Origin of the sequence: Nocardia sp. NPDC050718 (genome assembly GCF_040654235.1) — a bacterium.
GTDB lineage: Bacteria > Actinomycetota > Actinomycetes > Mycobacteriales > Mycobacteriaceae > Nocardia.
This window is the reverse complement of record NZ_JBFAHQ010000008.1, coordinates 24,421-49,173: the sequence shown is the minus strand read 5'-3', so window position 1 is coordinate 49,173 and position 24,753 is coordinate 24,421. Positions and strand designations below refer to the sequence as shown.

The window sequence follows — 24,753 nt, the reverse complement described above, 5'->3', positions numbered from 1 at the left end:
CTGGGAGGAAGATAACGCATGTCGTTATTAACGCCATGCGTTATGGGCTACCACTGAAGGAGGTGACGAGATGGGCAAGCTGGCGCCGGTACATCCGGGCGAGGTCCTGATGGAGGACTTCATCGAGCCGCTCGGAATCACCCAGCACCGGGTCGCTGTGGCGATCGGTGTGCCGCCGCGCAGGATCAACGAGATCGTGCACGGGAAACGACGGATCACGGCCGACACCGCTCTGCGACTCGGCCGGTACTTCGGCACGAGCGATATCTTCTGGTTGAACCTGCAGAATCGCCACGACCTCGAGATCGAGCGCGATGCGATCGGCGAGGCATTGGCGGCGATTCAGCCGTTGCGGGTCGCGTAGCTACTTGCCGGCCGGGAGGAAGCGGCGGATGAGGAGGCCGGCTAGGAGGGCCCAGAAGGCGCCGCCGATGCCGAATAGGGTGGTGCCGGAGGCGGCTACCAGGAAGGTGACCAGGCCGGGCATGCGGTGGTCGGGGTCGGACAGTGCGCCGGTGAGGGCGGCGGCGAGGGTGGCCAGCAGGGCCAGGCCCGCGACGGTTTCGAGGGTGCCCGCCGGGGCGGCGGCGATCAGGGTGACCAGGGCGGCCGAGGCGAGGCCGAGGATCAGGTAGGACCCACCCGCGGTGGCGGCGGCGATCCAGCGTCGTTTCGGGTCGGGGCTCGCGCTGGGGGCGGCCGACAGGGCGGCGCTGATGGCGGCGAGGTTGATCGCGTGCCCGCCCGCCGCGGCGCCGGCGATGGTGCCGATCCCGGTGACGAGCATCGACGCGCGCCACGGCACCTGGTAGTCGAACGAACGCATCACCGCGACGCCGGGAATGTTCTGCGAGGCCATCGTGACGATGTAGAGCGGCACCGCGATGCCGACGATCGCCTGCCAATGCCAGTGCGGCGCCGTCCATTCCAGCGTCGGCACCATGGCGGCGAGGTCGAGCTGACGGTCGCGGACCGCGATGTCGATCCCGGTGCCGACCGCCGCGGTGACGAAGGCGACCAGCACCGCCCACTTCGGCGCGTACCGCTGCAGCACCAGCCACACCAGGATGACCGGGACCACGACCGCGGGGGAGGTGCGCAACGCCTGCACCGGCGCCAGGCACAGCGGGACGAGCACACCGGCGAGCATCGCCTGCGCGATCGGCACCGGGATCGCCGCCACCAGCGACCCGAGCCGCTGCCACAACCCGGTGATGACGACGAGCACACCGGTCACCGCGAACGCCGCCACCGCGCCGGGCCAGCCGCCCGCCACCAGCCCGGTGCTCGCCAGCAGCGCCGCACCCGGTGTCGACCAGGCCAGCGTGATCGGGATCCGGTACCGGAAACTGAGCAGCAGGATGCCGATGCCCTGCGTGAAACACAGGATCATCAGCCCGGATGCCGCCTGCGCCGGACTCGCCCCGACCGCCCGCAAGCCACTGAGCACCACCGCGAACGAACTGGTGAACCCGACCAGCGCGGTGATCGCGCCCGCGCCGAGCGGCTGCGCGATCCCCGCTCTCGGCTCGCTGAGCTCGTCCGGCGTGGTGGTGGTGACCTGCGACATTGTGCCGATATTGCCTGTCCGGGCCGCCGCTGTCGCCTGCCAGTACCGGGAAAGTGGCCTGATCGGCAGGTCGGCCGCGTCGGTCCAGTTCGCGATCCGGTGGTCGGCAGATGTGGCCGACGGACCTGGCCGTCGCCGCCGGTGCCTCGCCGAACCGGCTGGGCACGCCGACGGCCTCGTCGACCGACCGGCGAGAAGGCAGGCGCCGACGCGAGACCCATCGGCGCCAAGCCGAGGTCGCGGGCAGGTTCGGCACCGGTGCACCGCCACACTGCGTAGGGTGGCGACTGCGGGGGCTTCAGCGGGTACGACGTGGTGAGGAGTGGCAGTGGGCGCGGTATTGATCTCCCCGGAAGAACTCCGGGAAGAACTGGCGGACAAGAAGATCCACCTGCTCGATGTGCGGTGGGCGCTCGGTGATCCGAACGGCCCGCAGCACTATCTCGACGGGCACATCCCGGGCGCGGTCTTCGTCGACCTGGAGACCGAGCTCGCCGCCGCGCCCGCGCCCGCGCGCGGCCGCCATCCGCTCCCCGATCCGGGCACCTTCGAGAAGTGCGCGCGCAGTTGGGGACTGGGCGAGGGCGAACCGGTGGTGGTCTACGACGCGACCGGCGGGATGGCCGCGGCCAGGGCCTGGTGGCTGTTGCGCTGGGCCGGCGTCGCGGACGTCCGCATCCTGGACGGCGGCCTGCCCGCCTGGACCGCCGCGGACGGCGCGCTCGCCACCGGCGCGGAGCCGGACCCCGAGACCGGTGACCTGGTGGTCCGCCCCGGCGGCCTGCCGGTGATCGACGCCGACGCCGCGGCGGGCTGGTCCGGCGTGCTCCTGGACGCCCGCGCGGGCGAACGCTATCGCGGCGAGGTGGAGCCGGTCGACCCGCAGGCCGGGCACATCCCCGGCGCGGTGAGCGCCCCGACCGCCGAGAACCTGGACGCCACCGGACGTTTCCACACCGCCGACGCCCTGCGCGCCCGCTTCGCCGCCTTCGGCGAGGGCCCGGTCGCGGTGTACTGCGGCTCCGGCGTCACCGCCGCCCACCAGGTCGCGGCCCTCGCCGTCGCGGGCATCCCGGCCACCCTGTACCCGGGCTCCTGGTCGCAGTGGTCCAACGACCCGAAGCGGCCGGTCGCCACGGGCGCCTGAGCCGGCGCTGACTGAGCCGGCGCTGACCCGGTACGCAGCGCTGACCCGGCGGGGCGATCGAACCGGGCGTCGCGGTCGGTGACGGCGTGCCGACTCGGCAGCGGATGCCGACTCGTCCGGCGCCGACCACTCGGTCCTAAGGGCACCCACGGGCGATGTCGTGGAGGGCGGCGTTGTCGGCGGCGGTGATCGGGAGGTCGTAATCGACGGCAACCGTGAGGTACTTGGCGGCGTAGAAGCAGTGGTTGGCGCGGGCCGGGGGCAGCCAGTCGGCCGGGGTGTCGTCACCCTTGGACTGGTTGGTGGCGGCGCCGGTGGCCAGCAGGTTCACCGACAGATCGTTGGCGAAGCGCAGGCGCCGCGCGGGCGGCCAGGCGGCGGCGCCCATGTCCCAGGCGGCGGCCAAGGGGTAGACGTGGTCGATCTGGACGCGCCCGCCGTCGGACTTGCGGAAGGCGATATCGGTGCCGGTGTAGGGATCACTGAGGACGCCCTCGACGACGACACAGCGACCGCGCAGCACCACCTCCCGCAGCTGGGCGGCGAGGACGTTATTGCGCGTATCGCAGCCGTCGTGGCCGCCGGGGGCCTCGGTGTCATCGGACCAAGCGGTGCCGAACACACACGCCTGACCCGCCTTGCAACCACGTTCGTAGCCGCCGGGCCGCGGGCGGGCCGCGATCACTCGCACCTGGTCGAGCAGGGCGGTCACCTCGGCACGCGTCGGACTGCCGGGTGCCGGGGTGACCGGTTCATCCGGGGCGAGAACGCCACAGCCCGCGACCGCGAGCACCATTACCAGCAGCCACACCCGAGTCCGCATACCTGCAGGTTGTAGTCGGAGGCACCGACAACAAACCCGCGCGGGGTCTGGTCCGGGCGGTGCCGCCCATCGGCTCGTACTGTAACGGCGTTCTCCTGAGGCGATGTCGTAGTTGTAGTGTTGTGTTGAAATATATTGTGGCCGAGTTGGATTCGTTGGTTACCGGGATTGGTTCTGCCGATCCAGAAGCTGCAAACCACACTGTCCGGCGACCATCAGAAGGACACCAGCGCCCTCAGCACGCTGGGTTCGGGTCTGGGGACCGCGGCCACTCTGACCCGGCTACTCCGGTCAGGTCAGTCGGGCGCGAATCCGTTGATCTCGAAAGAAATCACGACAGCGGCGACCGCGGCAGCGCCGAGGACGATCGTCACCGTGGCTGCCAGTGCGAAGACCCGGACGCGCCGCCACCGGGACAATGCCCACCCGGCGGGAATCGCAATGAGTACCGGTACCAGCCATGTCACCCAATACCACGGCGAAATCGGTTCCGTGTCGCCTCGGTATTTCTTGGGAGTCGCCGTGAGCTCGGGGACGTCGAAGGCATTCTGCAGCAGCGCGACCAGGGGGAAATAGGCGATCACCGCCAGCATGCCGCCGGCGATGACGCCGAAGGTTGCCGGCACCAGCGCATCATTCGTCCCGCTGTTCTTGTCAGTCATATCCCCACCTATTCGAACCCGACCAGGAGTGCACCGCGCCGGAACCGTAGACCAGGAACGACTTGGCAAGGCCGAGTTCCTCGCTCGGCGCCATGGTGTTCACGGCGGCCTGGGCCATGTTGCCGTAGTCGGCGGCGGTATGGAAATTGTAGATATCGCAGATAGGGGACTGCTGCTTCAGCTCGATCTGGTGTGATCCGGCCGCACCTGGCTGGTCGACCACCACGGTGGTCGAGGCGAGGCTGTACCGGCCGAGCGATTGGACATGATCGTTCGAGATTCCGGCGACGATGACCCAGTCGGTGGACAGGATGACCTTGACGGGATTCTGGGTCTTGTCCACTTCGGTGATCGCCCGGCTCGACTACCGGGAAATTTGGATGAATAGAAGTGTCGCAACTCTTGATCGGCGGCGCTTGTCCATTCTCGCCTTCTTGAATTTCCCCGTACATTGCATTCCCCCACTCGCAGGTATTCGATATTCCTGCGCGGTCCGATGTCGGTCGGGCAACTCGGACTCTTGCGGGCCGTCACCTCGGCACGCGTTGGACTGCCGGGTGCCGGAGTGGCCGGTTCATCCGGGGTGAGAACGGCACAGCCCGCGACCGCGGGCACCAGCAGCCAGGCCCGAGTCCGCATACCTGCAGGTTGTAGTCGGAGGCACCGACAACAACCCGCGCGGGGTCTAGAGCCAGGCGCGGGCGAGGATGTCGTCGGCGGCCACTTCGCTGGAATTCGGTGGGAACCGCGTCGCCGCGATCGAGGACACGTGCGTGCCGTCGTGGCCGACCAGCCAGGACCCGCCACGGTCCTCGCATTCGGCGATCTTGGCGAACACGGTCAACAGGAAGGTGATCGACTCGCGCGGATCGACCGTGTGCGCCAGACGCTGGGATTCGCCGGGTCTGGACAGGTCGAGCCACACACCGGATTGGCCGTCCAGGCGCATGCCGACGATCTTTCCGGTGTCGATGAAAGTGAATTTGCGCCGTTCCCACGGGGTTGTCGGGGTATAGCTCTGCTCGAGAACCTGGAGCAGAATCGTCATCACTGCCCTCCACACGCATTACAGGGGGTTCATCGGCCGAGCCGGAGCGAGCCCGGTTCGCCTGGGTCGTTATGCAGTTGTCGCCGGTGGATGGTCCGGCCCGTGACCAGGGGATATCCAAGTATGTTCCGGGATCGGCGAGAAATCCAGGGGGAGGAGGCGCCGCGCCGGTTGTCGGTGCCGACTGCTTGGATGGAGCCCATGCTGCACGGTCTGTGGTCCCCCGGGTCGGGCCTGCTGCTGTGGCACGACGGGGAGCCGGTGGCGGTCGGCTCGGTGCTGGGCGACATCCTCGAACGCGCCAGGTTCCGGCATCGCGCCGAGGTGCTCGTCGTCGATGCCGCGGGGCAGTCCGGTACCGCCGAGGTGCGCGCGCACGCGCTCGCGCCGCCGACGGCGGCCGTCGTGCTGCGCAGCAGGCTCGGGCGCGAGCACATCGCCGGCGATCTGCGCTTCCTCGGGCATGTCGCCCGCGGTGTCGAGCGGTGGGTGCGGGCGGGCCGGGTGGTGCCGCAGGTCGAGCGGGCCGACGGCCAGTGGTGGGTGCGCTGGCGGCTGGTCGGCGGGCAGCGGCAGCGGGCGTGGCTGGCCGAGCTGGCCGCCGCGATGCCCGCCGCGTTGCGCGTGGCGGGGTCGCCGTCGGCGGTGCTGGAGGACCTGGTCACCGAGCTCACCGACCCGATCGCGCGCGAATACCTCGCCCACCGCACGCTCACGCACCCGCTGCTGCAGGCCCTGGTCGGTGACACCCCGCTCGAGACGGGCTCCTACCGGCTGGCGGAGACGCTGGACCAGTGGCGGGCGGGCTACGCCGCCGACGAACCGGAACTGGTCCTGCGCCTGTGCGAACCCGACGGCGAGTTCGGCGCCGTCGACGAATCGGTGGCGCTGTGGCGGTTGCAGGTCTGCCTGCGCCCGGTCGACGACGCGCCCAAACCCGTTGTCCTCGATGATGATCCGGTTCTCGTCCGGACCGCGGCGGAGAAACTCGGCCACGCCCGCAAGGCGTATCCACGCCTGCGCGACCTGCCCACCGACCCGCGCGGGCTCGACCTGCTGCTGCCCACCGCCGTCGTCGCCGACCTGGTCGCGCACGGCGCGCACGCCCTGCAGGAGGCCGGTATCCGCCTGCTGCTGCCGCGCGCCTGGAACATCGCCGAACCGAGCATGCGGCTGCGGGTGAGCAGTCCGGCCGCCGCCGAGACCACCGTCGGCCTGAGCGGATTGCTGTCCTACCGTTGGGAACTGGCGCTCGGCGACCTTGTGCTCACCAAGGCCGAGATGGAACGGCTGATCCGCAGCAAGTCCGACCTCGTGCAGCTGCGCGGGGAGTGGGTGCAGGCCGACCACCGGGTGCTCGCCGCGGCCGCCCGCTACGTCGCGCTGCACGCCGACGACACACCGATCACGCTGGCCGACATGATCGGCGAACTGGCCGCCGAACGCGTCGACGATGTGCCGGTCACCGAGATCACCGCCGTCGGCTGGGCGGCCGAGTTGTTCGCCAGGGAGGGCGAACCCGAGCCGGTGCCGGTGCCGGTCGGTCTGAAAGCCGAGCTGCGGCCCTATCAGGAACGCGGCCTGAGCTGGCTGGCCACGATGAGCAGGCTCAGCTGCGGTGCGATCCTGGCCGACGACATGGGCCTGGGCAAGACGGTGCAGGTACTGGCATTGCTCGCGCACGAACGCGAGACGAGCACGGTCGACGCCGGTCCCGCTGCAGTCGGCCCCACCCTGCTGGTCTGCCCGATGTCGGTGGTCGGCAACTGGCAGCGCGAGGCCCAGCGATTCACCCCCGACCTGCGGGTGCTCGTCCACCACGGACCGGGCAGGCTCACCGGCACGGCCTTCGCCTCAGCGGTGGCCGACGCGGACCTGGTGGTGACGACCTACGCCCTGCTGGCCCGCGACGCGACCCTGCTCAGCGAGCAGCGGTGGGAGCGGATCGTGCTCGACGAGGCCCAGCACATCAAGAACGCCGCCACCCGCCAGTCGCGCGCGGCGCGCGCACTGCCGGCGCGACACCGGCTGGCGCTCACCGGAACGCCCGTGGAGAACCGCCTGGAGGAACTGCGCGCGCTGTTCGACTTCGCCATGCCGAAACTGCTCGGGAGCCCGCAGTCGTTCCGGGCCAAGTTCGCCGTGCCGATCGAACGCGAACGCGATCAGCAGGCCGTCGACCGGTTGCGGCTGATCACCGACCCGTTCGTGCTGCGCAGGCTCAAGACCGATCCGGCCGTCATCAGCGATCTGCCGGAGAAGCTGGAGATGACGGTGCGGGCCAACCTCACCGTCGAGCAGGCCGCGCTCTACCAGGCCGTCGTCGACGACATGCTGGCCAAACTGAAGGACGCGAAGGGCATGGCGCGCAAGGGCGCGGTGCTCGGCGCGCTGACCCGGCTCAAACAGGTCTGCAATCACCCCGCGCACTTCCTCGGCGACGGCTCGCCGATCCTGCGCCGCGGCAGCCACCGCTCCGGCAAGCTCGCCCTGGTCGAGGACGTGCTCGACGCCGTCGTCGCCGACGGCGAGAAGGCCCTGCTGTTCACCCAGTTCCGCGAGTTCGGCGACCTGGTGCTGCCGTTCCTCACCGAGCGCTTCGGCACCCCCATCCCGTTCCTGCACGGCGGGGTGTCCAAGAAGGGTCGCGATGAGATGGTGACCGGGTTCCAGACCGAGCACGGCCCGCCGCTGATGCTGCTCTCGCTCAAGGCGGGCGGCACCGGGCTCAACCTCACCGCCGCCAATCACGTGATCCACCTGGACCGCTGGTGGAATCCGGCGGTGGAGAACCAGGCCACCGACCGGGCGTTCCGGATCGGCCAGCAGCGCGCGGTGCAAGTCCGCAAGCTGGTCTGCGTGGACACCATCGAGGAGCGGATCGACGAGATGATCAGCGGGAAGAAGCAATTGGCCGAGCTCGCCGTCGGCGCGGGCGAGAACTGGATCACCGAACTGAGCACCGACGAACTGCGCGAACTGTTCACCCTCGGCGCCGAGGCGGTGGGCGACTAGTGGCCGATTTCAGTCAGTTCGGGCCGCGCAGGCCGGTCACCGGTGGTGCCGCGGCGCGCGGCGGCTTCGGCCGGACCTGGTGGGGCCGCTCCCTGTTGGACGCGGTGGAGCAGGTGGCCGACGCGGGCAGGCTCTCGCGCGGGCGCACCTACGCCAGGGTCGGCCAGGTGGTGAACTACCGGATCGAACGCGGTGCCGTCACCGCCGAGGTGCAGGGCAGCCAGCCGAGCCCGTTCACCTCGGTCCTGGCGATGCGGCCGCTGCGCGCGGAGGAGATCGACCTGCTGCTCGCCGAGATCAGGGCGGCGCCCGGCATGCTCGCCGAGATCGCCTCCGGCGCACTGCCGCCCGCGCTCGGCCCGCACCTGCTGCCCACCACGGCGTCCGAGCTCGACTTCTCCTGTAGCTGCCCGGACATGGGCTGGCCGTGCAAGCACGTCGCCGCGGTCTGCTACCTGCTCGCCGAGCGCCTCGACGAGCAACCCGGCGAGATCCTCACCCTGCGCGGCCTCGACCTCGACACCCTCATCGGCGGCGTCGAGAAGTCCGCCCGCACCGACGAATCCGACGACCCCTACGGCGACGATCTGCACCTCCCCGAACTGCCCCGCGTCGAATTCCACGCCGTCATCGAGGATCTCGACCCGATCCCGCTGCGGCGCGCCCTGCGCATGTCCACCGAGGACGAACAGACCGCGGCGACCGGCCTGCGCGAATTGCGTTCGCTGTACCAGGAATTCGACAGCTGAGTCAGGGCAGCTCGTAGTCGAACCAGATGTGGTGGCCGCCGGTGGCGTCGACGTAGAGGGCGCCGGTGCCGGTGATGCCGGCGAGGTCGCCGGTGCCGCTGGCGGGGACGATGTGGAAGAACTCGTCGGTGCGATCGGTGCCGCCGGTGGTGGCGGAGTGGACGAAGTTGAACGCGCCGGACCTGCCTGCCAGAGCACCCTCGAAGGACTCCATGGCGATGTAGGTGCCCGCGCCGGTAGACATGTCGAACGCCGCGGTGAACAGCGTCGCCGAGGTGCCGGTGATCTCGCCGGCGTAGACCTTCGTCATCAGGGTGACGCCGACCGGCAGCCCGGTGTCGATGGGCGGCTGCGGCCGCAGGTCGGTGGGGTCGAACGCGGTGACTTCGAACGTGCCGGTTGCCTTCATGCGGCGATGCTAAACCGGGCCACCGACACGGCCGTCACTCCGTCGCCGCCGTGTCGATGCGGTAGATCCGGACCGCATTGCCGCCGAACACCTTCCGCAGGTCCTCGGCGCCCACCCCGGCCTCGGTGAGTACGCCCGCGACGGTCTCGACCGCGCCGGTGAGGCTGGTGATCGGCTTGTCGACCGGGAAGTTCGAGCCCCAGATCAGCCGGTTCGCGCCGAACACCGTCAGCGCGTGGGTGAGCATCGGGCGAACCCGGTCGATCAGGGTGGGCACCGGCGTCGGGACGCCGCGCGGAGGCACCGGGTGTCCGAGGACCGGCATCATCAGGCCACTGATCTTGGTCACCACATTGGGCTGGGCGGCCAGATCGGTGAGGTCGTCGCGCCAGCGGTCGAACAGCGCGGCGCGCTGGGCGGCGGTATGCCCGGTGTCCTTGCCGACCGGGCCGAAGATGCCCGCGGGCGTCCCCAGGTGGTCGAGCACGATCGTGACCTCGGGGAAGCGCTCGGCCAGCGCGGTCACCTCGGCCAGCTGCCCGGAGTACACCCAGGCGTCGAAGGACAGGCCGCGCTCGGCGAGCAGGCCGAAGCCGTTCAGGAAGCCGGGGGAGGTCAGGTGACCGTCGGTCGGCGCGAACGACTTCACGCCCGGATCGGGGTGGTGGGCGACCATGGACCTGATCCCGCGCAGCAGCGGCGAGGCCGACTGGTGCGCGTCGAGCACCGCGCCGAAGTCCGCGGCGGCGGGATCGGCCGCCCCGATGATGGCGGTCAGGGACGGGGTGTCGACGCCGAACGGCAGGCTCGCCACCCAGCGGGTCTCGTCGGGCTTCCAGCCGGTCCATTCCACTTCGCAGTGCCCGATGCCGCGGACCGCTGTTTTCCCCAGGTCGTCGCGATAGTCGGCGGGCAGATACGGGCCGGTGTAGGCGGTGGGATCGCCGACGAATTCGCGGTCGCGCCGCGGCGCCAGCTTCGCCGCGATATCGATCGGCAGCGGCAGGTAGCGCAGCAGGGTGGCGAGCTTGCTGAATTCGCGCGGCGTCGCTCTCGGATCCCATTGATGGATGTGCGCATCGATGATGTCGAGGTCGGTCAGGTCCATTGCTGTACGTCCCATCGCCGCCGCTGGCTGGTGCTGGCGGCAATTGTCACACGCGCGCGCCGGGTGTGTACGGATTCGTGCTCGCGGCGATCGCTTCAGACGGTCCGTCGATACTGACCACCGACAGCGAAGAAAGCATCGGTGACTTGCTGTAGGGTGCACACCCGCGCCGCGTCCATCAGTACCTCGAAGATATTGCCGTCGGTATGGGCGACCTCGGCCAACCTGGCCAGCGCGCGATGGGATCGTTCGGCGTTCTCGTCGACGAATGTGTGCAGCCGGTCCAGCTGGGAACGGCGCTCCTGCTCGGTGCCGCGGGCCAGTTCCAGCGGCCCGTGCGCGGCCTCGTCGTCGTGCCCACGGAAGGTGTTCACCCCGACGATCGGCAGGGACCCGTCGTGTTTGCGCTGTTCGTAGCGCATCGACTCGTCCTGGATGCGACCGCGCTGGTACCCGGTCTCCATCGCGCCGAGCACCCCGCCGCGTTCACTGATCCGCTCGAATTCCAGCAGCACCGCCTCCTCGACCAGATCGGTGAGCTCGTCGACGACGAAACTGCCCTGGAGCGGATTCTCGTTGACCGCCAGCCCCCATTCCTTGGCGATGATGAGCTGGATGGCCAGCGCGCGCCGCACCGAATCCTCGGTGGGAGTCGTCACCGCCTCGTCGAAGGCATTGGTGTGCAGGCTGTTGCAATTGTCGTAGACCGCGATCAGCGCCTGCAGCGTGGTCCGGATGTCGTTGAACTGCATTTCCTGCGCGTGCAGCGAACGCCCCGAGGTCTGCACGTGATACTTCAGTTTCTGCGCGCGTTCGCCCGCGCCGTACCGGTCGCGCATCGCGACCGCCCAGATCCGCCGGGCGACCCGGCCGATCACGGTGTATTCGGGGTCCATGCCGTTGGAGAAGAAGAACGACAGATTCGGCGCGAAGTCGTCGATCGCCAGCCCGCGCGCGAGGTAGGTCTCCACATAGGTGAAGCCGTTGGCCAGCGTGAAGGCGAGCTGGCTGATCGGGTTCGCCCCGGCCTCGGCGATGTGATATCCGGAGATCGACACCGAATAGAAATTGCGCACATCGTTGCGCACGAACCATTCCTGCACGTCGGTCATCATCCGCAGGCTGAACTCGGTGGAGAACAGGCAGGTGTTCTGCCCCTGGTCCTCCTTGAGGATGTCGGCCTGCACGGTGCCGCGCACGGTCGCGAGCGTGCGCGCCCTGACCTCGGCCGCCTCGTCCGGGGTCGGCGCGCGCCCCTCGGCCTCGGTGAACCGGTCCAGCGCCTGGTCGATCGCGGTGTTGAGGAAGAACGCGAGGATGGTCGGGGCCGGTCCGTTGATGGTCATCGACACCGAGGTCGTCGGCGCGCACAGGTCGAAACCGTCGAACAGCGTGCGCATGTCCTCGATGGTGGCCACCGAGACACCCGAGGTGCCGACCTTGCCGTAGATGTCGGGACGCTCGGCCGGATCGTGGCCGTAGAGGGTGACCGAGTCGAACGCGGTGGACAGCCTGGTCGCCTCGGCGTGCGCGCTGAGCACCTTGAACCGCCGGTTGGTCCGCGCCGGATCGCCCTCCCCGGCGAACATCCTGGCCGGGTCCTCGTTGTCCCGCTTGAACGGGAAGACCCCGGCGGTGAACGGGAACCGGCCCGGCAGGTTCTCCGCGCGCAGGAAGCGCAGCAGTTCGCCGTCGTCGGTGTAGCGCGGCAGGGCGACGCGCGGAATGCTGGAGCCGGACAGGGATTCCCGCCGCAGCGGGGTGCGGATCTCGCGATCGCGGACCCGCACGATCTGTTCCGCACCCGCGTAACTCGCGGTGACGGTGGGCCATTCGGCCAGCAGCGCGGTCGACGCGGGGGAGAGGGTGTCGCGCGCGGCGGTCAGCAGGTCGGCGACGGCGGCGTCGCCGGGCAGTTCCTCGTGCACCAGCCGCAGCCGCTGAACACGCTGGGCCGCAGCGACTTCCGCGGCGGTGTCGGCGTGGTAGGAGCGCACGGTCTCGGCGATCTCGGCCAGGTAGCGGACCCGGGACGGGGGCACCAGCTGGGCGAACCGGGTCGAGACCAAGGTGTCGACCCGGGGGAGCGCGCCCTGTTCGAGCGGTAGCCCGCGCGCGCCGAGGAGCCCGGTCAGGTGCTGGTAGAGGGCGGTGACGCCGTCGTCGTCGAAGGTGGCCGCGCTGGTGCCGTAGACCGGCATGTCGGCCGGCTGCGCGCCGAATTCGCCACGGTTGCGGATCAATTGGCGCGCGACATCGCGGACCGCGTCCGCCGCGCCACGGCGCTCGTACTTGTTGACCGCGACCACGTCGGCGTAGTCGAGCATGTCGATCTTCTCGAGCTGGGAGGCCGCGCCGAACTCCGGCGTCATCACGTACAGCGCCACGTCGACGTGGTCGACGATGCCCGCGTCGCCCTGGCCGATGCCGGGGGTCTCCAGGATCACCAGGTCGTGGCCCGCGGCGCGGCAGGCGGCGATCATGGTGTCGATGTCGTCGGGCAGTTCGTGATTGCCCCGGGTGGCCAGCGACCGGAAGTACACGTGGTCGCCGTCGAGCGCGTTCATCCGGATGCGGTCGCCGAGCAGCGCGCCGCCCGCCCGGCGCCGGGTCGGGTCCACCGCGAGGACCGCGATGCGCAGCTTGTCCTGCTGATCGGTGCGCAGCCTGCGCACCAATTCGTCGGTGAGCGAGGACTTTCCGGAGCCGCCGGTGCCGGTGATGCCGAGCACCGGTACCCGGCGCTTGGCCGCCGCGGCCAGGATCGCGGTCCGGTCAGCGGCGGGCAGCGCGCCCTGCTGGAGGCAGGTGATGGTGCGCGCCAGGGCGTTCCGGTCGCCGGTGTAGAGGACGTCGAGGTCGGGCGGGGTGGCGGCCAGGTCGACGTCGCACTCCCGGACGAGTTCGTTGATCATGCCGGGCAGGCCGAGGCGCTGGCCGTCCTCGGGAGAGAAGATCCGCACCCCGGCGCGCGCCAGTCGCTCGATCTCCTCGGCGACGATCACGCCGCCGCCACCGCCGAAGATCCGCACGTCGCCCGCGCCCGCTTCGCGCAGCGCCGTGGCCAGGTACTCGAAGAATTCGATGTGCCCGCCCTGATAGGAGCTGACCGCGACGCCCTGCACGTCCTCCTCGAGCACCGCGTCGACGATCTCGCGCACCGACCGGTTGTGGCCGAGATGGATCACCTCGGCGCCTTGGGCCTGCAGGATGCGCCGCATGATGTTGATCGCGGCGTCGTGCCCGTCGAACAGGGCCGCCGAGGTCACGAATCGCACGGGATGGACCGGCACATGCAGGGCGCTGGACTCGCTCATGACTGCCTCCGCAGCAGATAGTACGACCAATACTAGGACGTCCAACTAATTGTAGTATGAACTGCGTCACTCCGGCGCGAAACGCGGCGCGCGGGATTCGGCCGAATCGCATACCCCGGTCGACATACTCGACGGATGGTTCGCGAACACAGGGTGGGTGTGGCGCTGGAGCGGCTGGTGGCGGCGGGCGTGATCAGCGGCGACCAGCGCGGTGCGGTGCTGCGGGCGGTTGATGCCGAGGACCGGGCGGGCCGGGCGAGCGCGGGCCGGATGATCGCCGAGATCGTCGCGTATCTGGGCGCGGGCCTGGTGGCGGCCGGGGTGGTGCTGTTCCTCGGGCGGGCGTGGTCGGACGTGGCGCAGACCGGACGGGTGGTGTTGCTGCTGGTCGTGGCCGGGTGTGCGATTACCGGTGCGGTCCTGCTGGCCGGTGGGTGCGACGGGATCTTCCGGCGGGTGCCGATCGCGTCGGCGGGGCGCAGCCGACTCGCGGCGGTACTGCTGGTGCTGGCCGCCGGCATGGTCTGCGGTGCGGTGGTCACGGCCTTCGGCGACGAGGCCGAGATCGCGGCCGCGGTCGCGGGGTTACTCGTCGCGGTGCTCGGGTATCTGCTGGTGCCGACCGTGCTCGGGATGGTCGCGATGGGCGGATTCGGCGTCGCGAGCGCGGTGACCACCACCTCGGCGGTGTTCGACTACCGGTCCGCGTGGCCGGGCGTGCTGCTGATGCTGTTCGGCGCGCTGTGGATCGGGTTGGCCTGGACGCGGCTGTTCGTCGCCGACTGGGCCGGGTACCTGATCGGCGGACTGATCATGGTGGGCGGGGCGCAATCGGTGACACCCGGCGAATCGCTGTGGCGGCCCGCGCTGACCGCCCTGGTCGGGGTGGCTTTTCTGGTGCTGTACGCGGCGCGGCGAGAACCGGTCCTGGTGCTCGGCGGGGCGGCGGCGGTGGCGATCGCGGTGGGACAGACGGTGGCCGAGCGGACCGACGGCGGTCCGGTCGTCGCCAGTGTGGTGCTGGCGATCGGCGCGGTCGTGCTCACCGTCGGCTTGATCGTGCTGCTCGCCGGGCCGGGGCAGCCGGACTGATCAGCGGATCAGCGTGGTCTCCTGCGCGCGGATCGTGCGGAAGAACCGCGGGCCCACGTCGGCGCCGTTGTGGTTGTAGCTGTCGATGATCTCGGCCAGCTCGTCGGCGAGGCGGCGCAGATCCGCGGTCGCGGTGGTGCGGTCGAACTCGTCGGACTCCCAGCCCCACGCGGGCGGGATATCGGCGATGGTGACGACGATCTGATCGGCGAACGGCGTGCTCACCGCCACCGTGAGCTCGGCGGGCGCGGCCGCGAGCGGGCTGTGCACCGTCAGCTCGCCCGGCCCGCCGACCACGGCGAAGGTCCGGGCGAAGGCGATGTCGTCGCGGACCGACTCGACGATCGAGGCGGTGCTCGCGTGCCTGCCCGGCCGGTGGTGCCTGGCGCCGTACACGCGATCCGGCGCCGCGGCGGCGACGGTGTCGCCGTGGGACTTCCGCAGAATCCGGTCGAGCATGCGCTGGGCCGTCGCCCGCTCGTCCACGCCGGTGTTCTCGTGCTCGATCAGCGCGCGCAGCCGGGTGATCCGCGCGAATTGGTCGGTGGCCATGCCCCGATTGTGCCTCAGCGGCTCGGGCACACCGGGCATTCCGCCACGCCTACTAGCCGGTTTGCCCGCGTGGCCGAGGGGCGGCCGGGCTCGGTATCGTCTGCACCATCCGTGACCACTGAAGAACAAGAGGGTGCCTGGTGACCGATTTCGAGACGATTCTGCTGGAGCGCAAGGGCGGCGGCGAGGGCAAGGGCGCGGTCGGCTGGATCACGCTGAACCGGCCCAAGGCGCTCAACGCTCTCAACGCGCAGGTCCTCGAGGACGTCATCGCCGCGCTCGACGAGCTGGAGAACGACGACTCCATCGGCGCGGTTGTCATCACCGGCTCGGAGAAGGCCTTCGCGGCGGGCGCCGACATCAAGGAGATGGCCGACAAGTCCTACATGGACATGTTCTCCGCCAACGCCTTCGCGGGCTGGGATCGACTGGCGAACTTCCGCAAGCCGACCATCGCGGCGGTCGCGGGCTTCGCCCTCGGCGGCGGCTGTGAGCTGGCGATGCTGTGCGACATCCTGATCGCCGCCGACACCGCCAAGTTCGGTCAGCCCGAGATCAAGCTCGGCGTGATCCCCGGCATCGGCGGCTCGCAGCGGCTGACCCGCGCGGTCGGCAAGGCCAAGGCCATGGATCTCATCCTGACCGGCCGCACCCTCGGCGTCGAGGAAGCCGAGCGCGCCGGGCTGGTGTCCCGGATCGTGCCCGCCGACCAGCTGCTCGACGCCGCGCTCGAGACCGCCCAGACCATCGCCTCGATGTCGCTGCCGGTCGCGATGATCGCCAAGGAGGCCGTCAACCGGGCCTTCGAGACCACCCTGACCGAGGGTGTGCTGTTCGAGCGCCGGGTGTTCCACTCGCTGTTCGCCACCGACGATCAGAAGGAAGGCATGGCCGCCTTCGTCGAGAAGCGCGCGCCGAACTTCACCAACAGCTAGTTCTGTTTCAGCCGCAGCGAATCGTCGGTGAGCTGGGCAGTCGTCGGCGCGGTTCCCGGTTCGGGGGACCGCGCCGACGGGTCGTCGGTGCCGAGCAGGCCGGCGACCGTGCCGCCGAGCGTGGCCGTCACCGCCATCGCGGCGATGAGTTTTCGCCTGCCCGGCCGGGGGCGGGTCTCGCGCGTGACCACCGCGCTGCCCGCCCGCAGGCGCGGCATGCGCAGGCGAGCCGGTGGGCGCTGCGCGGCCAGCAGGACCGCACCGCGCGCGGAGACATAGTCCGGCTCGGGGTCGTAGACGATCGGCAGCCCGATCCGCTGGGCCAGATCGGCGCGCAGCGAGGGATTGCGGGTGCACCCGCCGAGCAGCACCAGCGCGCCCGGCCGCACGCCCGTCTCCTCGACCAGCTGACGCACGAACGACGCCGAATGATGCAGCCCCGCCTCGCACAGCTCGGCCAGGTCGCTGCGGGTCACCACGGCGCGACCGCCGGTGTCCGCGTCGGTCGCCGTCACCACCCTGGCCCGGCTCAGCGACTCGCGATGCGCCCTGGTGGTGCGCGCGTCGGCCAGCACGCCGCCGCGGGCGAGCTGCCAGCGCAACAGCGCGTCGTAACCGTCGCCGCTGAGGACCGTGCTGCGCCTGCTCGCCAGGATCGTGTCGGTGCGGCAATCGGCATGGGTGACAGTGAGACCCGAGCAGCCCAGGTCGTAGAGGATCACCGAATCGCAGTCGGGCAGCATCCCGGTGAAGCGCAGATAGCGCAGCTGCGCCAGCGGTTCGTCGACGATGCCGACCTCGGACCTACCGATCGCCGCCCGGATCGCGTCGGCGTGCGACTCGCTGCGGCAGGTGACCGCCGTCGCGGTGACACACTCGTCGCGCGCCAGTGCCGCGATCCGCATCCGGCGGATCACCGACAACACCGCCTCGTCGACCGAGCCGCCCGCCCTGCGCGGTAGCCGGAGCCGGTCCACCGGGGGCAGATGCGGCTGATCGGAGTGGGTCAGCACGGCGCGGGCACCACCCGCACCCGCCGATACCCCCAGGACCAGCACCATGGGCTACATCGTGGACCAATTTCCGCTAGCTGCCAAGCGGGTCGGCCGGTGATTCGCCGGTCGGTTGCCAGGTCGCGTGGAATGCGAGGTTTTCTGTGTCGGGAACCTCGTAGTCGCCCGCCTCGTGCCGGAACTCGGCGAGCAGGGTCAGCAGGGCGCGGATCCGGTCCGGCGGCAGGCCGGGCTCGGCGAACACCTGGGCGTTGAGGGCCGCGGTCGCCTCGGCCACCGATGTCCTTCCCGCGTCGGTGATTTCGATCAGCGTCGCGCGCCGGTCGCTCGGATGCGGCACCCGGACCACCAGGCCGGCCGCCTCGAGCCGGTCCACGGTATTGGTCACGCTGGTCGGATGCACCTGCAGACGCGCGCTGGCCTTGGCCATGGGCAGCGCGCCGGTCTTGCTGAAACTGAGCAGTTGCAGCAGTTCGTAGCGGGAGAAGGTCAGGCCCGAGGGTTTCAGCGCCTCGTCGACCCTGGCCATGACGATCTGCTGCGCCCGCACCAGCGATGTCACCGCGGCCATTCCGTCGGCCACCGCGCCCCAGCCGTGCCCGGTCCATTGCCGGTGCGCTTCGGCGATCGGGTCATGCGGAAGCGGTCGTGGCCGAGACATGGCATTGATCATCGCATAGGGCCAGGTCGCTGCCGCCCAGTCGGCGCGACGGCATTTCGCTCACGGCGAGCGTAACTCTGGGCAACATCGGTCGAACCGGGCACTCTCTAGGACGAGGCGGGCGTGGCTGAGTGGTTGAGGCAACGGTCTGCAAAGCCGTTTACGCGGGTTCAATTCCCGCCGCTCGCTCTGATCGGAACAGGCGCTCCACCCACCCGGGTGGGGCGCCTATTTCGCGTAGGCCGTCCCGGTGCCCCGCACGGTCAGGCGGACGCGATCACCGCGCGCCGGTGCCGCGATGCCGGTGCGACGGACCGTGACGGTGCCCGCGCCCTCGACGAGGTCGATGGTCAGCAGGACATCGGGCCCGCGGAAGTCGACCTCGGCCACCGTCCCGCTGTGCTCGGCGGTGACGACCTCCGCGGTGAGCTGCTCGGGCCGCAGCATCATGGTGGTCTCGCCGGTGGGGGCGTCGCGCTGGACCGGAACCGGGCCGAGCGCGGATTTGGCGACATCGGCCTCGCAGAGCGCGTCGAGCAGAATGCAGTCGCCGAGGAAGCGGGCGGTGAACAGGTCGGCCGGGTGGTGATAGACCTGCTCGGGCGGGCCCACCTGGGTGAACCGGCCCTCGCGCATGACCGCCACCTGCGCGGCGAAGCTGAGGGCTTCCTCCTGATCGTGGGTGACCAGGATGCTGGTCATGCCCGCGGCGCGCAGGGTGTCGGCGACCGTCTGCCGGGTGGTGGCGCGCAGGCCGGTGTCGAGGGCGCTGAAGGGCTCGTCGAGCAGCATCAGATCGGGCTTGCGGGCCAGCGCCCTGGCCAGCGCCACCCGCTGCTGCTGACCGCCGGAGAGCTGATGCGGTGTGCGATCGGCGTAACCGGGGTCCAGCGACACCATCGCCAGCAGCTCGGCCACGCGGTCGCGGTCGCGGTGGCGGCGCAGTCGCTCGCCCAGGCCGCGCCAGCCGGTGTGCAGGCCGTAGGCGATGTTGTCGGCGACGCTCAGATGCGGGAACAGCGCACCGTCCTGCGCGACGTAGCCGATCCGCCTGCGCTGCGGTGGCAGGAAAACATCCTGGCGCACAACGGTTTCCGTGCCGAGTCGCACGGTGCCGGTATCGGGTGCCTCGAAGCCCGCGATCACCCGGAGCAGGGTCGTCTTGCCGCAGCCCGACGCGCCGACGACCGCCGCGGCGGTGCCGTCGGGGACGTCGAGATCGATGTGGTCGAGCACCCGGGTCGGCCCGAACGTCTTCGACACCGCCTGCACGAGAAGCCGACTCATGCTGTGTCCTTTCGGTCTGCGCGGGCGCCCTCCGTGGTCACGCACGCTGCCGCCTCGCTCATACCCCGGCCGCCTTTCTGGACTGGGTGAACAGCACATAGGTCACCGGGATCGCCGCGACGATCATGATCAGCGCGTACGGTGCGGCGGCTGCGTAGTCGAGTTCGCCCGACAGGCCCCAGAACTGCATGGCCAGCGTGCGAGTCCCGTTGGGCGCCAGCAAGAGTGTCGCGGTGAGCTCGGTGGACACGGCGACGAACACCAGTGCCGCGGCCGAGGCGGCGGCGGGCGCGGTCATCCGCAGGGTCACCCGGAAGAACGTGGCCGAGGCCGACTCGCCCAGCGAGCGCGACACCTCCTCCAGCCCGACCGGCACCTGCGCCAGCCCGGCCCGCACGCTCACCAGTGCGCGGGGCAGGAACATCAGCGCGTAGGCGATGACCACCAGCGTCACCGTCTGATAGAGCGGCGGGGCCCAGCGGATGGTGACCGTCACCAGCGCGAGCGCGATCACGATCCCGGGCAGCGAGCTGGTTATGTAGTTCGCGCCCTCGATCACCCGGGCGAACCGGCTGGTCGAACGCACCGCGATCCACGCGACGGGAAACGCGCACAGCGTGGTGATCAGCGCGGCGGCCGCGGCCAGGCCGATGGTCTGGCCCAGCGCCCGCCCGATCACCTCGGTATCCCACACCGCCGCGCCGCCAAGCCACAGCCAGCGCCCGATCGTCCACAGCGGCACGCCCAGCGCGCCGACGACCACCGCGACCAGCGCGCCGAACAGCGGAATCCGCCACCAGCCCAACATGATCGGGCGCGCCGCGCGCTGGGCGCCGCCGCCGAGCCGGGCGTAGCGCGCGTTGCCACGCAGCAGCGCCTCGCCGCCGAGCAGGGCCAGACAGCACAGGACGAGCACACCGGCCAGCATGCTGCCCGCCGGTCCGGCGAAACTGCTCTGGTACTGCTCGAAGATCGCGGTGGTGAACGTGTCGTACCGCAGCATCACGAACGCGCCGTACTCGGCGAGCAGATGCAGGCCGATCAGGAGCGCGCCGCCCAGGATCGCCAACCGCAACTGCGGGACGACGATGCGCCAGAACACCTCCACCGGACCGGATCCGAGCGCGCGCGCCGACTCCTCGATCGCCGGATCGAGCCTGCGCAGCGTGGCCGCCACGGGCAGGTACACCAGCGGGAAGTACGACATCGTGGCGACGACGACCGCCGCCGACAGTCCGTACATCGACGGGAACACACTCACCCAGCCGTAGCTGTTGACGAACGCGGGCACCGCCAGCGGCGCGACCAGCACCGGACCCCACCACGCCCGGCCCGGTACATCGGTGCGCTCGACCAGCCAGGCCAGCCCGACCCCGAGCGCCACACACACCGGCACCGTCCACACCACCAAAGCGATGGTGTTGGTGAGCAATTCGCCGACCCGGGGCCGGAACACCAGCTCGGCGGCCGCGCGCAGGCCGGTGTCGAACAGCACCGAGACGATGTAGCCCAGCGGGATGAACGTCGCCGCCGTCAGCGCCAGCGCGACGAGCGTGACGAACACCCCGGGCCTGCCGACCCGGGGTGTTGTCGTCGATGCGGTCCGCAGGGCCACCTACAGCAGTCCCGCCTCGGTCATCAGCTGGGTGACCTTCTTCGAATCGAGCTTGCTCGGATCGATCGCGGGCGCCTGCAGGTCGGCCAGCGGCGGCAGCGCGGGGTTGGCGGCGACATCGCTCGCCACCGGGTACTCCATCGAGGTGCCGTCGCGCAGGATCTCCTGGCCCCGCTTGCCGGTGATGTAGGCCAGGAACTTCTGCGCGGCCTCCTGCTTCTCGCTCGACTTCAGCACGCCGCCGCCGGACACGCTGACGAAGGCGCCGGGATCCTGGTTCTTGAAGTAGTGCAGCGCGGTATCGGCGCTGCCCTCCTTGGTGTTGGCCTGGTCGCGGTACCAGTAGTAGTGGTAGATCACGCCGCCCTCGGGGTTGCCCGAGTTCACCGCCTTCATGGTCGCGACATTGTTCTGCAGCGAGGTCGCGTTGGCCTTCATGCCCTGCAGCCAGGAGCGGGTGACGTCCTCGCCCTTCAGTGCGAGCAGGCCCGCGACGATCGCCTGGAAATCGGCGCCCGAGGTGCCCGCGCCCCAGCGGCCCTTCCACTGCGGCTGCGCCAGGTCGAGCAGCGAGGCGGGCAGGCCCGCGGTGGGCAGCTTGTCCTTGTTGTAGACGAACACCGTGGCGCGGGCCGCGACGCCGGTCCACTTGCCCGTCGACGGGCGATACCGGTCAGGCACCTGGTCCAGCGTGGCCTTGTCGACGTCGGCGAACAGGCCCGCGTTCTCGACGAGTGCCATGGCCGGGGAGTTCTCGGTGAGGAAGGCGTCGGCGGGGGAGTTGGCGCCCTCGGCGACCAGCTGGTTGCCGAGGGCGGTGTCGCCACCCTGCCGCAGGACGACCTTGATCCCGGTCTCCGCGGTGAACGCCGCGGCCCACTCCTTGGTGAGGGACTCGTGCTGGGCGTTGTAGACGGTGATCTCGTCGGCGTCGCCCGAGGAGGACGAGCACGCGCTGACACCGAGCGCCGCCACCGCGATCGCCATCAGCCCGGCCAGGGGTTTCCAACTTCGCGACGTCATCGGCGTCCTTCCACACAGGATCCCCATCCTGTGATGAGGCTTACCTAAGGAAGATACCCCGCCTGACGTGCGCGGATCGGGTTACCGTTCGGTCAGTGTTTGGTGGCGGGCGCCGAGCAGATCTTCCAGGTGCCGTCTTCCTTCTTCAGGTGCTCCTCGGTGCTGTCCTCGGTGTTGGGCTCCTCGCCCGCGACCGAGAGCGTCAGCTTGCCGACCACCGTCGCCTTGGCGGTATCGCCGGTGATGACGATGTCCTCGACCTTGTCGATGGTCACCGAGACCGTCGCTGAATCGAACTGCTGGCGCTGCTCGGGGGACAGGTTGTCGATCTCGGACCGATCGGCCGCGCAGGCCAGCGCCGCGGCCGCGATGAAACCGTCCGAGTCGAGGGTGTCGTAGAAATCGCGGATCGCGACCTCGATCTTCTTCTCGTCCGAGGCCAGCGGTGTGCGCCCCTGCACCGTCAGCACCACCCCGGTGATCAGCGCGCCGATCACGACCAGCGCGACCACGCCGAGCGCGATGAACAACCCGGTCCGGCTCTTCTTCGGCGGCTGCTGCTGCGGGAACACATCCGGCGATCCCGGCGGCGGTGGTGGTGTCTGTCCCGGCCCGAACCCGGCGTGCGGGTATCCGGGCGGCCCCGAGGGCATTCCGGGCGGCTGCTGCCCGAACGGTGGTTGCTGTCCTTCTGGCGGATTCGTCAAGCCTCGCTCCTGATGTCATCGGGGCGAGGCCCCGAAACCTGTGGAACCGTGCGTGAACAACCTGATTCAAACGAACGAGGCCCCGACCGAACGGACGGGGCCTCGAAATGTGCCCTCGGCAGGATTCGAACCTGCGGCCTTCTGCTCCGGAGGCAGACGCTCTATCCCCTGAGCTACGAGGGCGGGATAGATGCCGGTCGCGGTGAGGCGATCGGGCAGCGACAGCGTATCGCATCGAGTGCGGTGCGCCAAAAACGGTGCCGGACCGGGCGGTTGACCCGGTCCGGCACGCGGGTCAGCTCAGCGGGAGCGGGCTGGCGCCGCGGGCGGCCAGCATGCTCTCCATCAGCTGGGACTCACCCGCCTGGGTCTTCGACATCTGGGCCGCCAGGGTGCGCACCTCGGTGGTGTCGGCGTGCTCGGCCGCGTAGTCGAGCATCGGCACGCCGCCCTGGTGGTGGCGCAGCATGAGCTGCAGGAACAGGGTGTCCATGGCGGCGCCGGTGGACTGCCGCAGCGTGGTCATCTCCTCCTGGCTGGCCATGCCGGGCATCGACGTCATCGGGCCCGACATCGCGTGCTCGGTGGCGGTCGCGCCGCCGTGGCCGTGCGCGCCCGCGCCGTGCCCGGTCATCCAGCCCATGTAGCCGTCCACGTTCTGGTTCGGCTGGCCCCACAGCTGCAACCAGCCCTGCATGCGGCCGATCTGGTTCTGCTGGGTGGTGAGGATGTCGTAGGCGAGCCTGCGCACGTCGTTGTCGGTCGAGCCGATCAGCGCCGCGCCCGCCATGTCGACGGCCTGCGCGTGATGGGCCGACATGTCCTGGCTGAACCCCACGTCGACAGGGCCCGGCGCCGGAGTATCGGCCTCGTTCAGCGGCATCCGCAACAGCACGCCCGCCACGGCGCCGAGCAGCAGCAGGCCGATCGCGCCGAGCACGAGGATCGCCCCGGCCGGGCGGCGGGTGCCCGGTGCGGTGTCCTCCGGCTCGGTGGCGGTGTCGTCGGGGTCGACCGCGCTGTCGGTACCCACTACTGGCCCGCGGGCTGGGTGCCCGGCATCGGGAAGCCCTCGGGCAGACCCGGCAGACCGGCGCCGCCGGGCAGGCCGGCGCCCGCGCCCAGCTCGGACTGGTCCTGGGTCAGGCCCTTGCCGTCCATCGGCACGGCCTCGGGGCCGTACGGCGCCGGATCGAACGGCGGCGGGTTGTTGGCGTCGAAGATCGGGTTCGAGCAGCTCGCGCCGACCTCGGGGTAGGCGTACGGGTTCTCGCGCAGCGCGGAGATGAACTGCTTGATCCGCGCGTCGTCGGCGGAGTCGAGCTTGAGCTGGTGGCCCCACGACTGCAGCGAGATCGGCGCGTCGAGGCCGGGGTACGGCGACATCAGCGAGTACTGCCGGCCCTTGACGAAGTTCGACAGCTTCTCCACGCCCGCCGCGTCGACCTTGTCCGGGTTGTAGGCGATCCAGACCGCGCCGTGCTCGAGCGAGTGGACCGCGTTCTCCATCCGGATCGGCTTGGCGTAGACGGTGCCGGTGCAGTTGGCCCACGCGCCGTCGTGCGGGCCGCCGTAGGCGGGCGCCTTGTCATAGGCGACGCGCTGGGCGGCGGTCACGTGCAGACCGGCCGGGTACTCCTGCTTGACGACGCCGCTGATCTTCGCCGACGGGTCCTGGTTCTCCTTGGTGGGCACCCATTCCTTGAGATCAGTCTGGGCTTCCCGGATCGCGGCCTGGTCGAGGTACTTGGGCACCAGGCTGTAGGCCAGCAGACCGATCAGCGCGACGATCGCGACACCGGCGCCCAGCAGGGCCCATGGCACGTCGCGCTTCTTGTGCGGAAGGTTGCCCTTGCCGGGTTTGCGGGACGGAGACGACTTCCCCGCGGCCCGGACGGCCTTGGCTGATGTGGCGCTGGTCCTGCTCGGCATCGCTCGTTGTGCTCTTTCGACGTGTGGATCGGGACGTTCGTACCGGGCGGTCGTGGTTGCGAGGCGCCCAGCCAATAGGATAGAGACT

General features: G+C 70.1%; 23 protein-coding genes and 2 tRNA genes. 7 read left to right on the top strand and 18 right to left on the bottom strand.

Annotation, left to right across the window (positions count from 1 at the left end; translation table 11 throughout):
- Window positions 1-70 precede the first annotated feature (70 nt).
- Entirely contained in the window at window positions 71-364 is a 294-nt protein-coding gene (locus AB0H54_RS28765) for a HigA family addiction module antitoxin (RefSeq protein ID WP_357349529.1), read from the top strand.
- Here the strand turns inward: AB0H54_RS28765 and AB0H54_RS28760 are convergent, their stop codons facing one another.
- On the bottom strand, window positions 365-1,570 hold the full coding sequence (locus AB0H54_RS28760; RefSeq protein ID WP_357349527.1) for a benzoate/H(+) symporter BenE family transporter: 1,206 nt from the start codon (window positions 1,568-1,570) through the stop codon (window positions 365-367).
- A gap of 340 nt (window positions 1,571-1,910) precedes the next feature.
- Here AB0H54_RS28760 and AB0H54_RS28755 point away from each other — a divergent pair, with 340 nt between their 5' ends.
- Window positions 1,911-2,717, top strand: a complete 807-nt coding sequence (locus AB0H54_RS28755; RefSeq protein WP_357349734.1) for a sulfurtransferase — start codon at window positions 1,911-1,913, stop codon at window positions 2,715-2,717.
- 136 nt (window positions 2,718-2,853) lie between these two features.
- On the opposite strand, the gene AB0H54_RS28750 is transcribed toward AB0H54_RS28755, so the two are convergent.
- The 4 genes from AB0H54_RS28750 to AB0H54_RS28735 all read right to left on the bottom strand — a co-directional run bounded on the left by AB0H54_RS28750 (window position 2,854) and on the right by AB0H54_RS28735 (window position 5,250).
- Window positions 2,854-3,540 carry an HNH endonuclease family protein gene (locus tag AB0H54_RS28750; protein ID WP_357349525.1) on the bottom strand — a complete coding sequence of 229 codons (687 nt, stop codon included), beginning with the start codon at window positions 3,538-3,540 and terminating at the stop codon, window positions 2,854-2,856.
- A gap of 296 nt (window positions 3,541-3,836) precedes the next feature.
- Window positions 3,837-4,202 carry a hypothetical protein gene (locus AB0H54_RS28745; protein ID WP_357349522.1) on the bottom strand — a complete coding sequence of 122 codons (366 nt, stop codon included), beginning with the start codon at window positions 4,200-4,202 and terminating at the stop codon, window positions 3,837-3,839.
- On the bottom strand, window positions 4,195-4,545 hold the full coding sequence (locus AB0H54_RS28740) for a hypothetical protein (RefSeq protein ID WP_357349520.1): 351 nt from the start codon (window positions 4,543-4,545) through the stop codon (window positions 4,195-4,197). The genes AB0H54_RS28745 and AB0H54_RS28740 overlap by 8 nt, the downstream gene beginning before the upstream one ends.
- A gap of 342 nt (window positions 4,546-4,887) precedes the next feature.
- The gene (locus AB0H54_RS28735; RefSeq protein WP_355283490.1) at window positions 4,888-5,250 is read right to left on the bottom strand and encodes a hypothetical protein; all 363 of its coding nucleotides are present in this window, start codon (window positions 5,248-5,250) and stop codon (window positions 4,888-4,890) included.
- Between the two features lie 201 nt (window positions 5,251-5,451).
- On the opposite strand from AB0H54_RS28735, the gene AB0H54_RS28730 reads away from it, so the two are divergent.
- Window positions 5,452-8,265, top strand: coding sequence for a DEAD/DEAH box helicase (locus tag AB0H54_RS28730; RefSeq protein WP_357349518.1), 2,814 nt, complete (start codon window positions 5,452-5,454; stop codon window positions 8,263-8,265).
- Window positions 8,265-9,014 carry an SWIM zinc finger family protein gene (locus AB0H54_RS28725; protein ID WP_357349517.1) on the top strand — a complete coding sequence of 250 codons (750 nt, stop codon included), beginning with the start codon at window positions 8,265-8,267 and terminating at the stop codon, window positions 9,012-9,014. The genes AB0H54_RS28730 and AB0H54_RS28725 overlap by 1 nt, the downstream gene beginning before the upstream one ends.
- Before the next feature lies 1 nt (window position 9,015).
- On the opposite strand, the gene AB0H54_RS28720 is transcribed toward AB0H54_RS28725, so the two are convergent.
- From AB0H54_RS28720 to icmF, 3 genes are all read right to left on the bottom strand, one after another.
- Window positions 9,016-9,423: a DUF3224 domain-containing protein gene (locus AB0H54_RS28720; protein ID WP_357349515.1), complete on the bottom strand. Its 408-nt coding sequence runs from the start codon at window positions 9,421-9,423 to the stop codon at window positions 9,016-9,018.
- Between the two features lie 34 nt (window positions 9,424-9,457).
- The gene (locus AB0H54_RS28715; RefSeq protein ID WP_357349513.1) at window positions 9,458-10,546 is read right to left on the bottom strand and encodes an amidohydrolase family protein; all 1,089 of its coding nucleotides are present in this window, start codon (window positions 10,544-10,546) and stop codon (window positions 9,458-9,460) included.
- An 80-nt stretch (window positions 10,547-10,626) separates the two neighbouring features.
- Window positions 10,627-13,848, bottom strand: coding sequence for a fused isobutyryl-CoA mutase/GTPase IcmF (gene icmF / locus AB0H54_RS28710; RefSeq protein WP_357349511.1), 3,222 nt, complete (start codon window positions 13,846-13,848; stop codon window positions 10,627-10,629).
- A gap of 135 nt (window positions 13,849-13,983) precedes the next feature.
- Here icmF and AB0H54_RS28705 point away from each other — a divergent pair, with 135 nt between their 5' ends.
- The gene (locus AB0H54_RS28705; protein ID WP_357349509.1) at window positions 13,984-14,940 is read left to right on the top strand and encodes a DUF2157 domain-containing protein; all 957 of its coding nucleotides are present in this window, start codon (window positions 13,984-13,986) and stop codon (window positions 14,938-14,940) included.
- On the opposite strand, the gene AB0H54_RS28700 is transcribed toward AB0H54_RS28705, so the two are convergent.
- Entirely contained in the window at window positions 14,941-15,492 is a 552-nt protein-coding gene (locus AB0H54_RS28700) for a hypothetical protein (protein WP_357349507.1), read from the bottom strand.
- A 140-nt stretch (window positions 15,493-15,632) separates the two neighbouring features.
- Here AB0H54_RS28700 and AB0H54_RS28695 point away from each other — a divergent pair, with 140 nt between their 5' ends.
- The gene (locus AB0H54_RS28695; RefSeq protein ID WP_355283512.1) at window positions 15,633-16,427 is read left to right on the top strand and encodes an enoyl-CoA hydratase; all 795 of its coding nucleotides are present in this window, start codon (window positions 15,633-15,635) and stop codon (window positions 16,425-16,427) included.
- Here AB0H54_RS28695 and AB0H54_RS28690 read toward each other — a convergent pair.
- Entirely contained in the window at window positions 16,424-17,488 is a 1,065-nt protein-coding gene (locus AB0H54_RS28690) for a hypothetical protein (RefSeq protein ID WP_357349505.1), read from the bottom strand. The genes AB0H54_RS28695 and AB0H54_RS28690 overlap by 4 nt on opposite strands.
- A gap of 25 nt (window positions 17,489-17,513) precedes the next feature.
- Window positions 17,514-18,101 carry a MarR family transcriptional regulator gene (locus AB0H54_RS28685; RefSeq protein ID WP_355284606.1) on the bottom strand — a complete coding sequence of 196 codons (588 nt, stop codon included), beginning with the start codon at window positions 18,099-18,101 and terminating at the stop codon, window positions 17,514-17,516.
- Window positions 18,102-18,218: 117 nt separating this feature from the next.
- Here AB0H54_RS28685 and AB0H54_RS28680 point away from each other — a divergent pair.
- Window positions 18,219-18,290: transfer RNA gene (locus AB0H54_RS28680), tRNA-Cys, on the top strand.
- A 39-nt stretch (window positions 18,291-18,329) separates the two neighbouring features.
- Here the strand turns inward: AB0H54_RS28680 and AB0H54_RS28675 are convergent.
- The 7 genes from AB0H54_RS28675 to AB0H54_RS28645 all read right to left on the bottom strand — a co-directional run bounded on the left by AB0H54_RS28675 (window position 18,330) and on the right by AB0H54_RS28645 (window position 24,665).
- Window positions 18,330-19,388 (bottom strand): ABC transporter ATP-binding protein, encoded by a 1,059-nt coding sequence (locus tag AB0H54_RS28675; RefSeq protein WP_357349503.1) that lies wholly within the window; start codon window positions 19,386-19,388, stop codon window positions 18,330-18,332.
- Window positions 19,389-19,446: 58 nt separating this feature from the next.
- Entirely contained in the window at window positions 19,447-20,952 is a 1,506-nt protein-coding gene (locus AB0H54_RS28670; protein WP_357349732.1) for an iron ABC transporter permease, read from the bottom strand.
- 51 nt (window positions 20,953-21,003) lie between these two features.
- Window positions 21,004-22,026 carry an iron ABC transporter substrate-binding protein gene (locus AB0H54_RS28665; RefSeq protein WP_357349501.1) on the bottom strand — a complete coding sequence of 341 codons (1,023 nt, stop codon included), beginning with the start codon at window positions 22,024-22,026 and terminating at the stop codon, window positions 21,004-21,006.
- Window positions 22,027-22,118: 92 nt separating this feature from the next.
- Complete coding sequence (locus AB0H54_RS28660; RefSeq protein ID WP_357349500.1) at window positions 22,119-22,733, bottom strand: hypothetical protein; 615 nt, start codon at window positions 22,731-22,733, stop codon at window positions 22,119-22,121.
- A gap of 110 nt (window positions 22,734-22,843) precedes the next feature.
- A tRNA-Arg gene (locus AB0H54_RS28655) sits at window positions 22,844-22,916 on the bottom strand.
- A gap of 112 nt (window positions 22,917-23,028) precedes the next feature.
- Window positions 23,029-23,766 (bottom strand): DUF305 domain-containing protein, encoded by a 738-nt coding sequence (locus AB0H54_RS28650; RefSeq protein WP_357349498.1) that lies wholly within the window; start codon window positions 23,764-23,766, stop codon window positions 23,029-23,031.
- Window positions 23,766-24,665, bottom strand: coding sequence for a DUF3105 domain-containing protein (locus AB0H54_RS28645; RefSeq protein WP_357349496.1), 900 nt, complete (start codon window positions 24,663-24,665; stop codon window positions 23,766-23,768). Before AB0H54_RS28645 ends, AB0H54_RS28650 begins: the two co-directional genes overlap by 1 nt.
- Between the last annotated feature and the right edge of the window lie 88 nt (window positions 24,666-24,753).

Excerpts from the sequence above, each read along its gene's own strand:
- AB0H54_RS28705 (WP_357349509.1), top strand. The coding sequence starts at position 13,984 with ATGGTTCGCGAACACAGGGTGGGTGTGGCGCTGGAGCGGCTGGTGGCG.
- AB0H54_RS28715 (WP_357349513.1), bottom strand. The coding sequence starts at position 10,546 with ATGGGACGTACAGCAATGGACCTGACCGACCTCGACATCATCGATGCG.
- AB0H54_RS28750 (WP_357349525.1), bottom strand. The coding sequence starts at position 3,540 with ATGCGGACTCGGGTGTGGCTGCTGGTAATGGTGCTCGCGGTCGCGGGC.
- AB0H54_RS28690 (WP_357349505.1), bottom strand. The coding sequence starts at position 17,488 with ATGGTGCTGGTCCTGGGGGTATCGGCGGGTGCGGGTGGTGCCCGCGCC.
- AB0H54_RS28675 (WP_357349503.1), bottom strand. The coding sequence starts at position 19,388 with ATGAGTCGGCTTCTCGTGCAGGCGGTGTCGAAGACGTTCGGGCCGACC.
- AB0H54_RS28730 (WP_357349518.1), top strand. The coding sequence starts at position 5,452 with ATGCTGCACGGTCTGTGGTCCCCCGGGTCGGGCCTGCTGCTGTGGCAC.
- AB0H54_RS28665 (WP_357349501.1), bottom strand. The coding sequence starts at position 22,026 with ATGACGTCGCGAAGTTGGAAACCCCTGGCCGGGCTGATGGCGATCGCG.
- AB0H54_RS28765 (WP_357349529.1), top strand. The coding sequence starts at position 71 with ATGGGCAAGCTGGCGCCGGTACATCCGGGCGAGGTCCTGATGGAGGAC.
- AB0H54_RS28735 (WP_355283490.1), bottom strand. The coding sequence starts at position 5,250 with ATGACGATTCTGCTCCAGGTTCTCGAGCAGAGCTATACCCCGACAACC.
- AB0H54_RS28720 (WP_357349515.1), bottom strand. The coding sequence starts at position 9,423 with ATGAAGGCAACCGGCACGTTCGAAGTCACCGCGTTCGACCCCACCGAC.
- AB0H54_RS28700 (WP_357349507.1), bottom strand. The coding sequence starts at position 15,492 with ATGGCCACCGACCAATTCGCGCGGATCACCCGGCTGCGCGCGCTGATC.
- AB0H54_RS28760 (WP_357349527.1), bottom strand. The coding sequence starts at position 1,570 with ATGTCGCAGGTCACCACCACCACGCCGGACGAGCTCAGCGAGCCGAGA.
- icmF (WP_357349511.1), bottom strand. The coding sequence starts at position 13,848 with ATGAGCGAGTCCAGCGCCCTGCATGTGCCGGTCCATCCCGTGCGATTC.
- AB0H54_RS28745 (WP_357349522.1), bottom strand. The coding sequence starts at position 4,202 with ATGACTGACAAGAACAGCGGGACGAATGATGCGCTGGTGCCGGCAACC.
- AB0H54_RS28685 (WP_355284606.1), bottom strand. The coding sequence starts at position 18,101 with ATGTCTCGGCCACGACCGCTTCCGCATGACCCGATCGCCGAAGCGCAC.
- AB0H54_RS28645 (WP_357349496.1), bottom strand. The coding sequence starts at position 24,665 with ATGCCGAGCAGGACCAGCGCCACATCAGCCAAGGCCGTCCGGGCCGCG.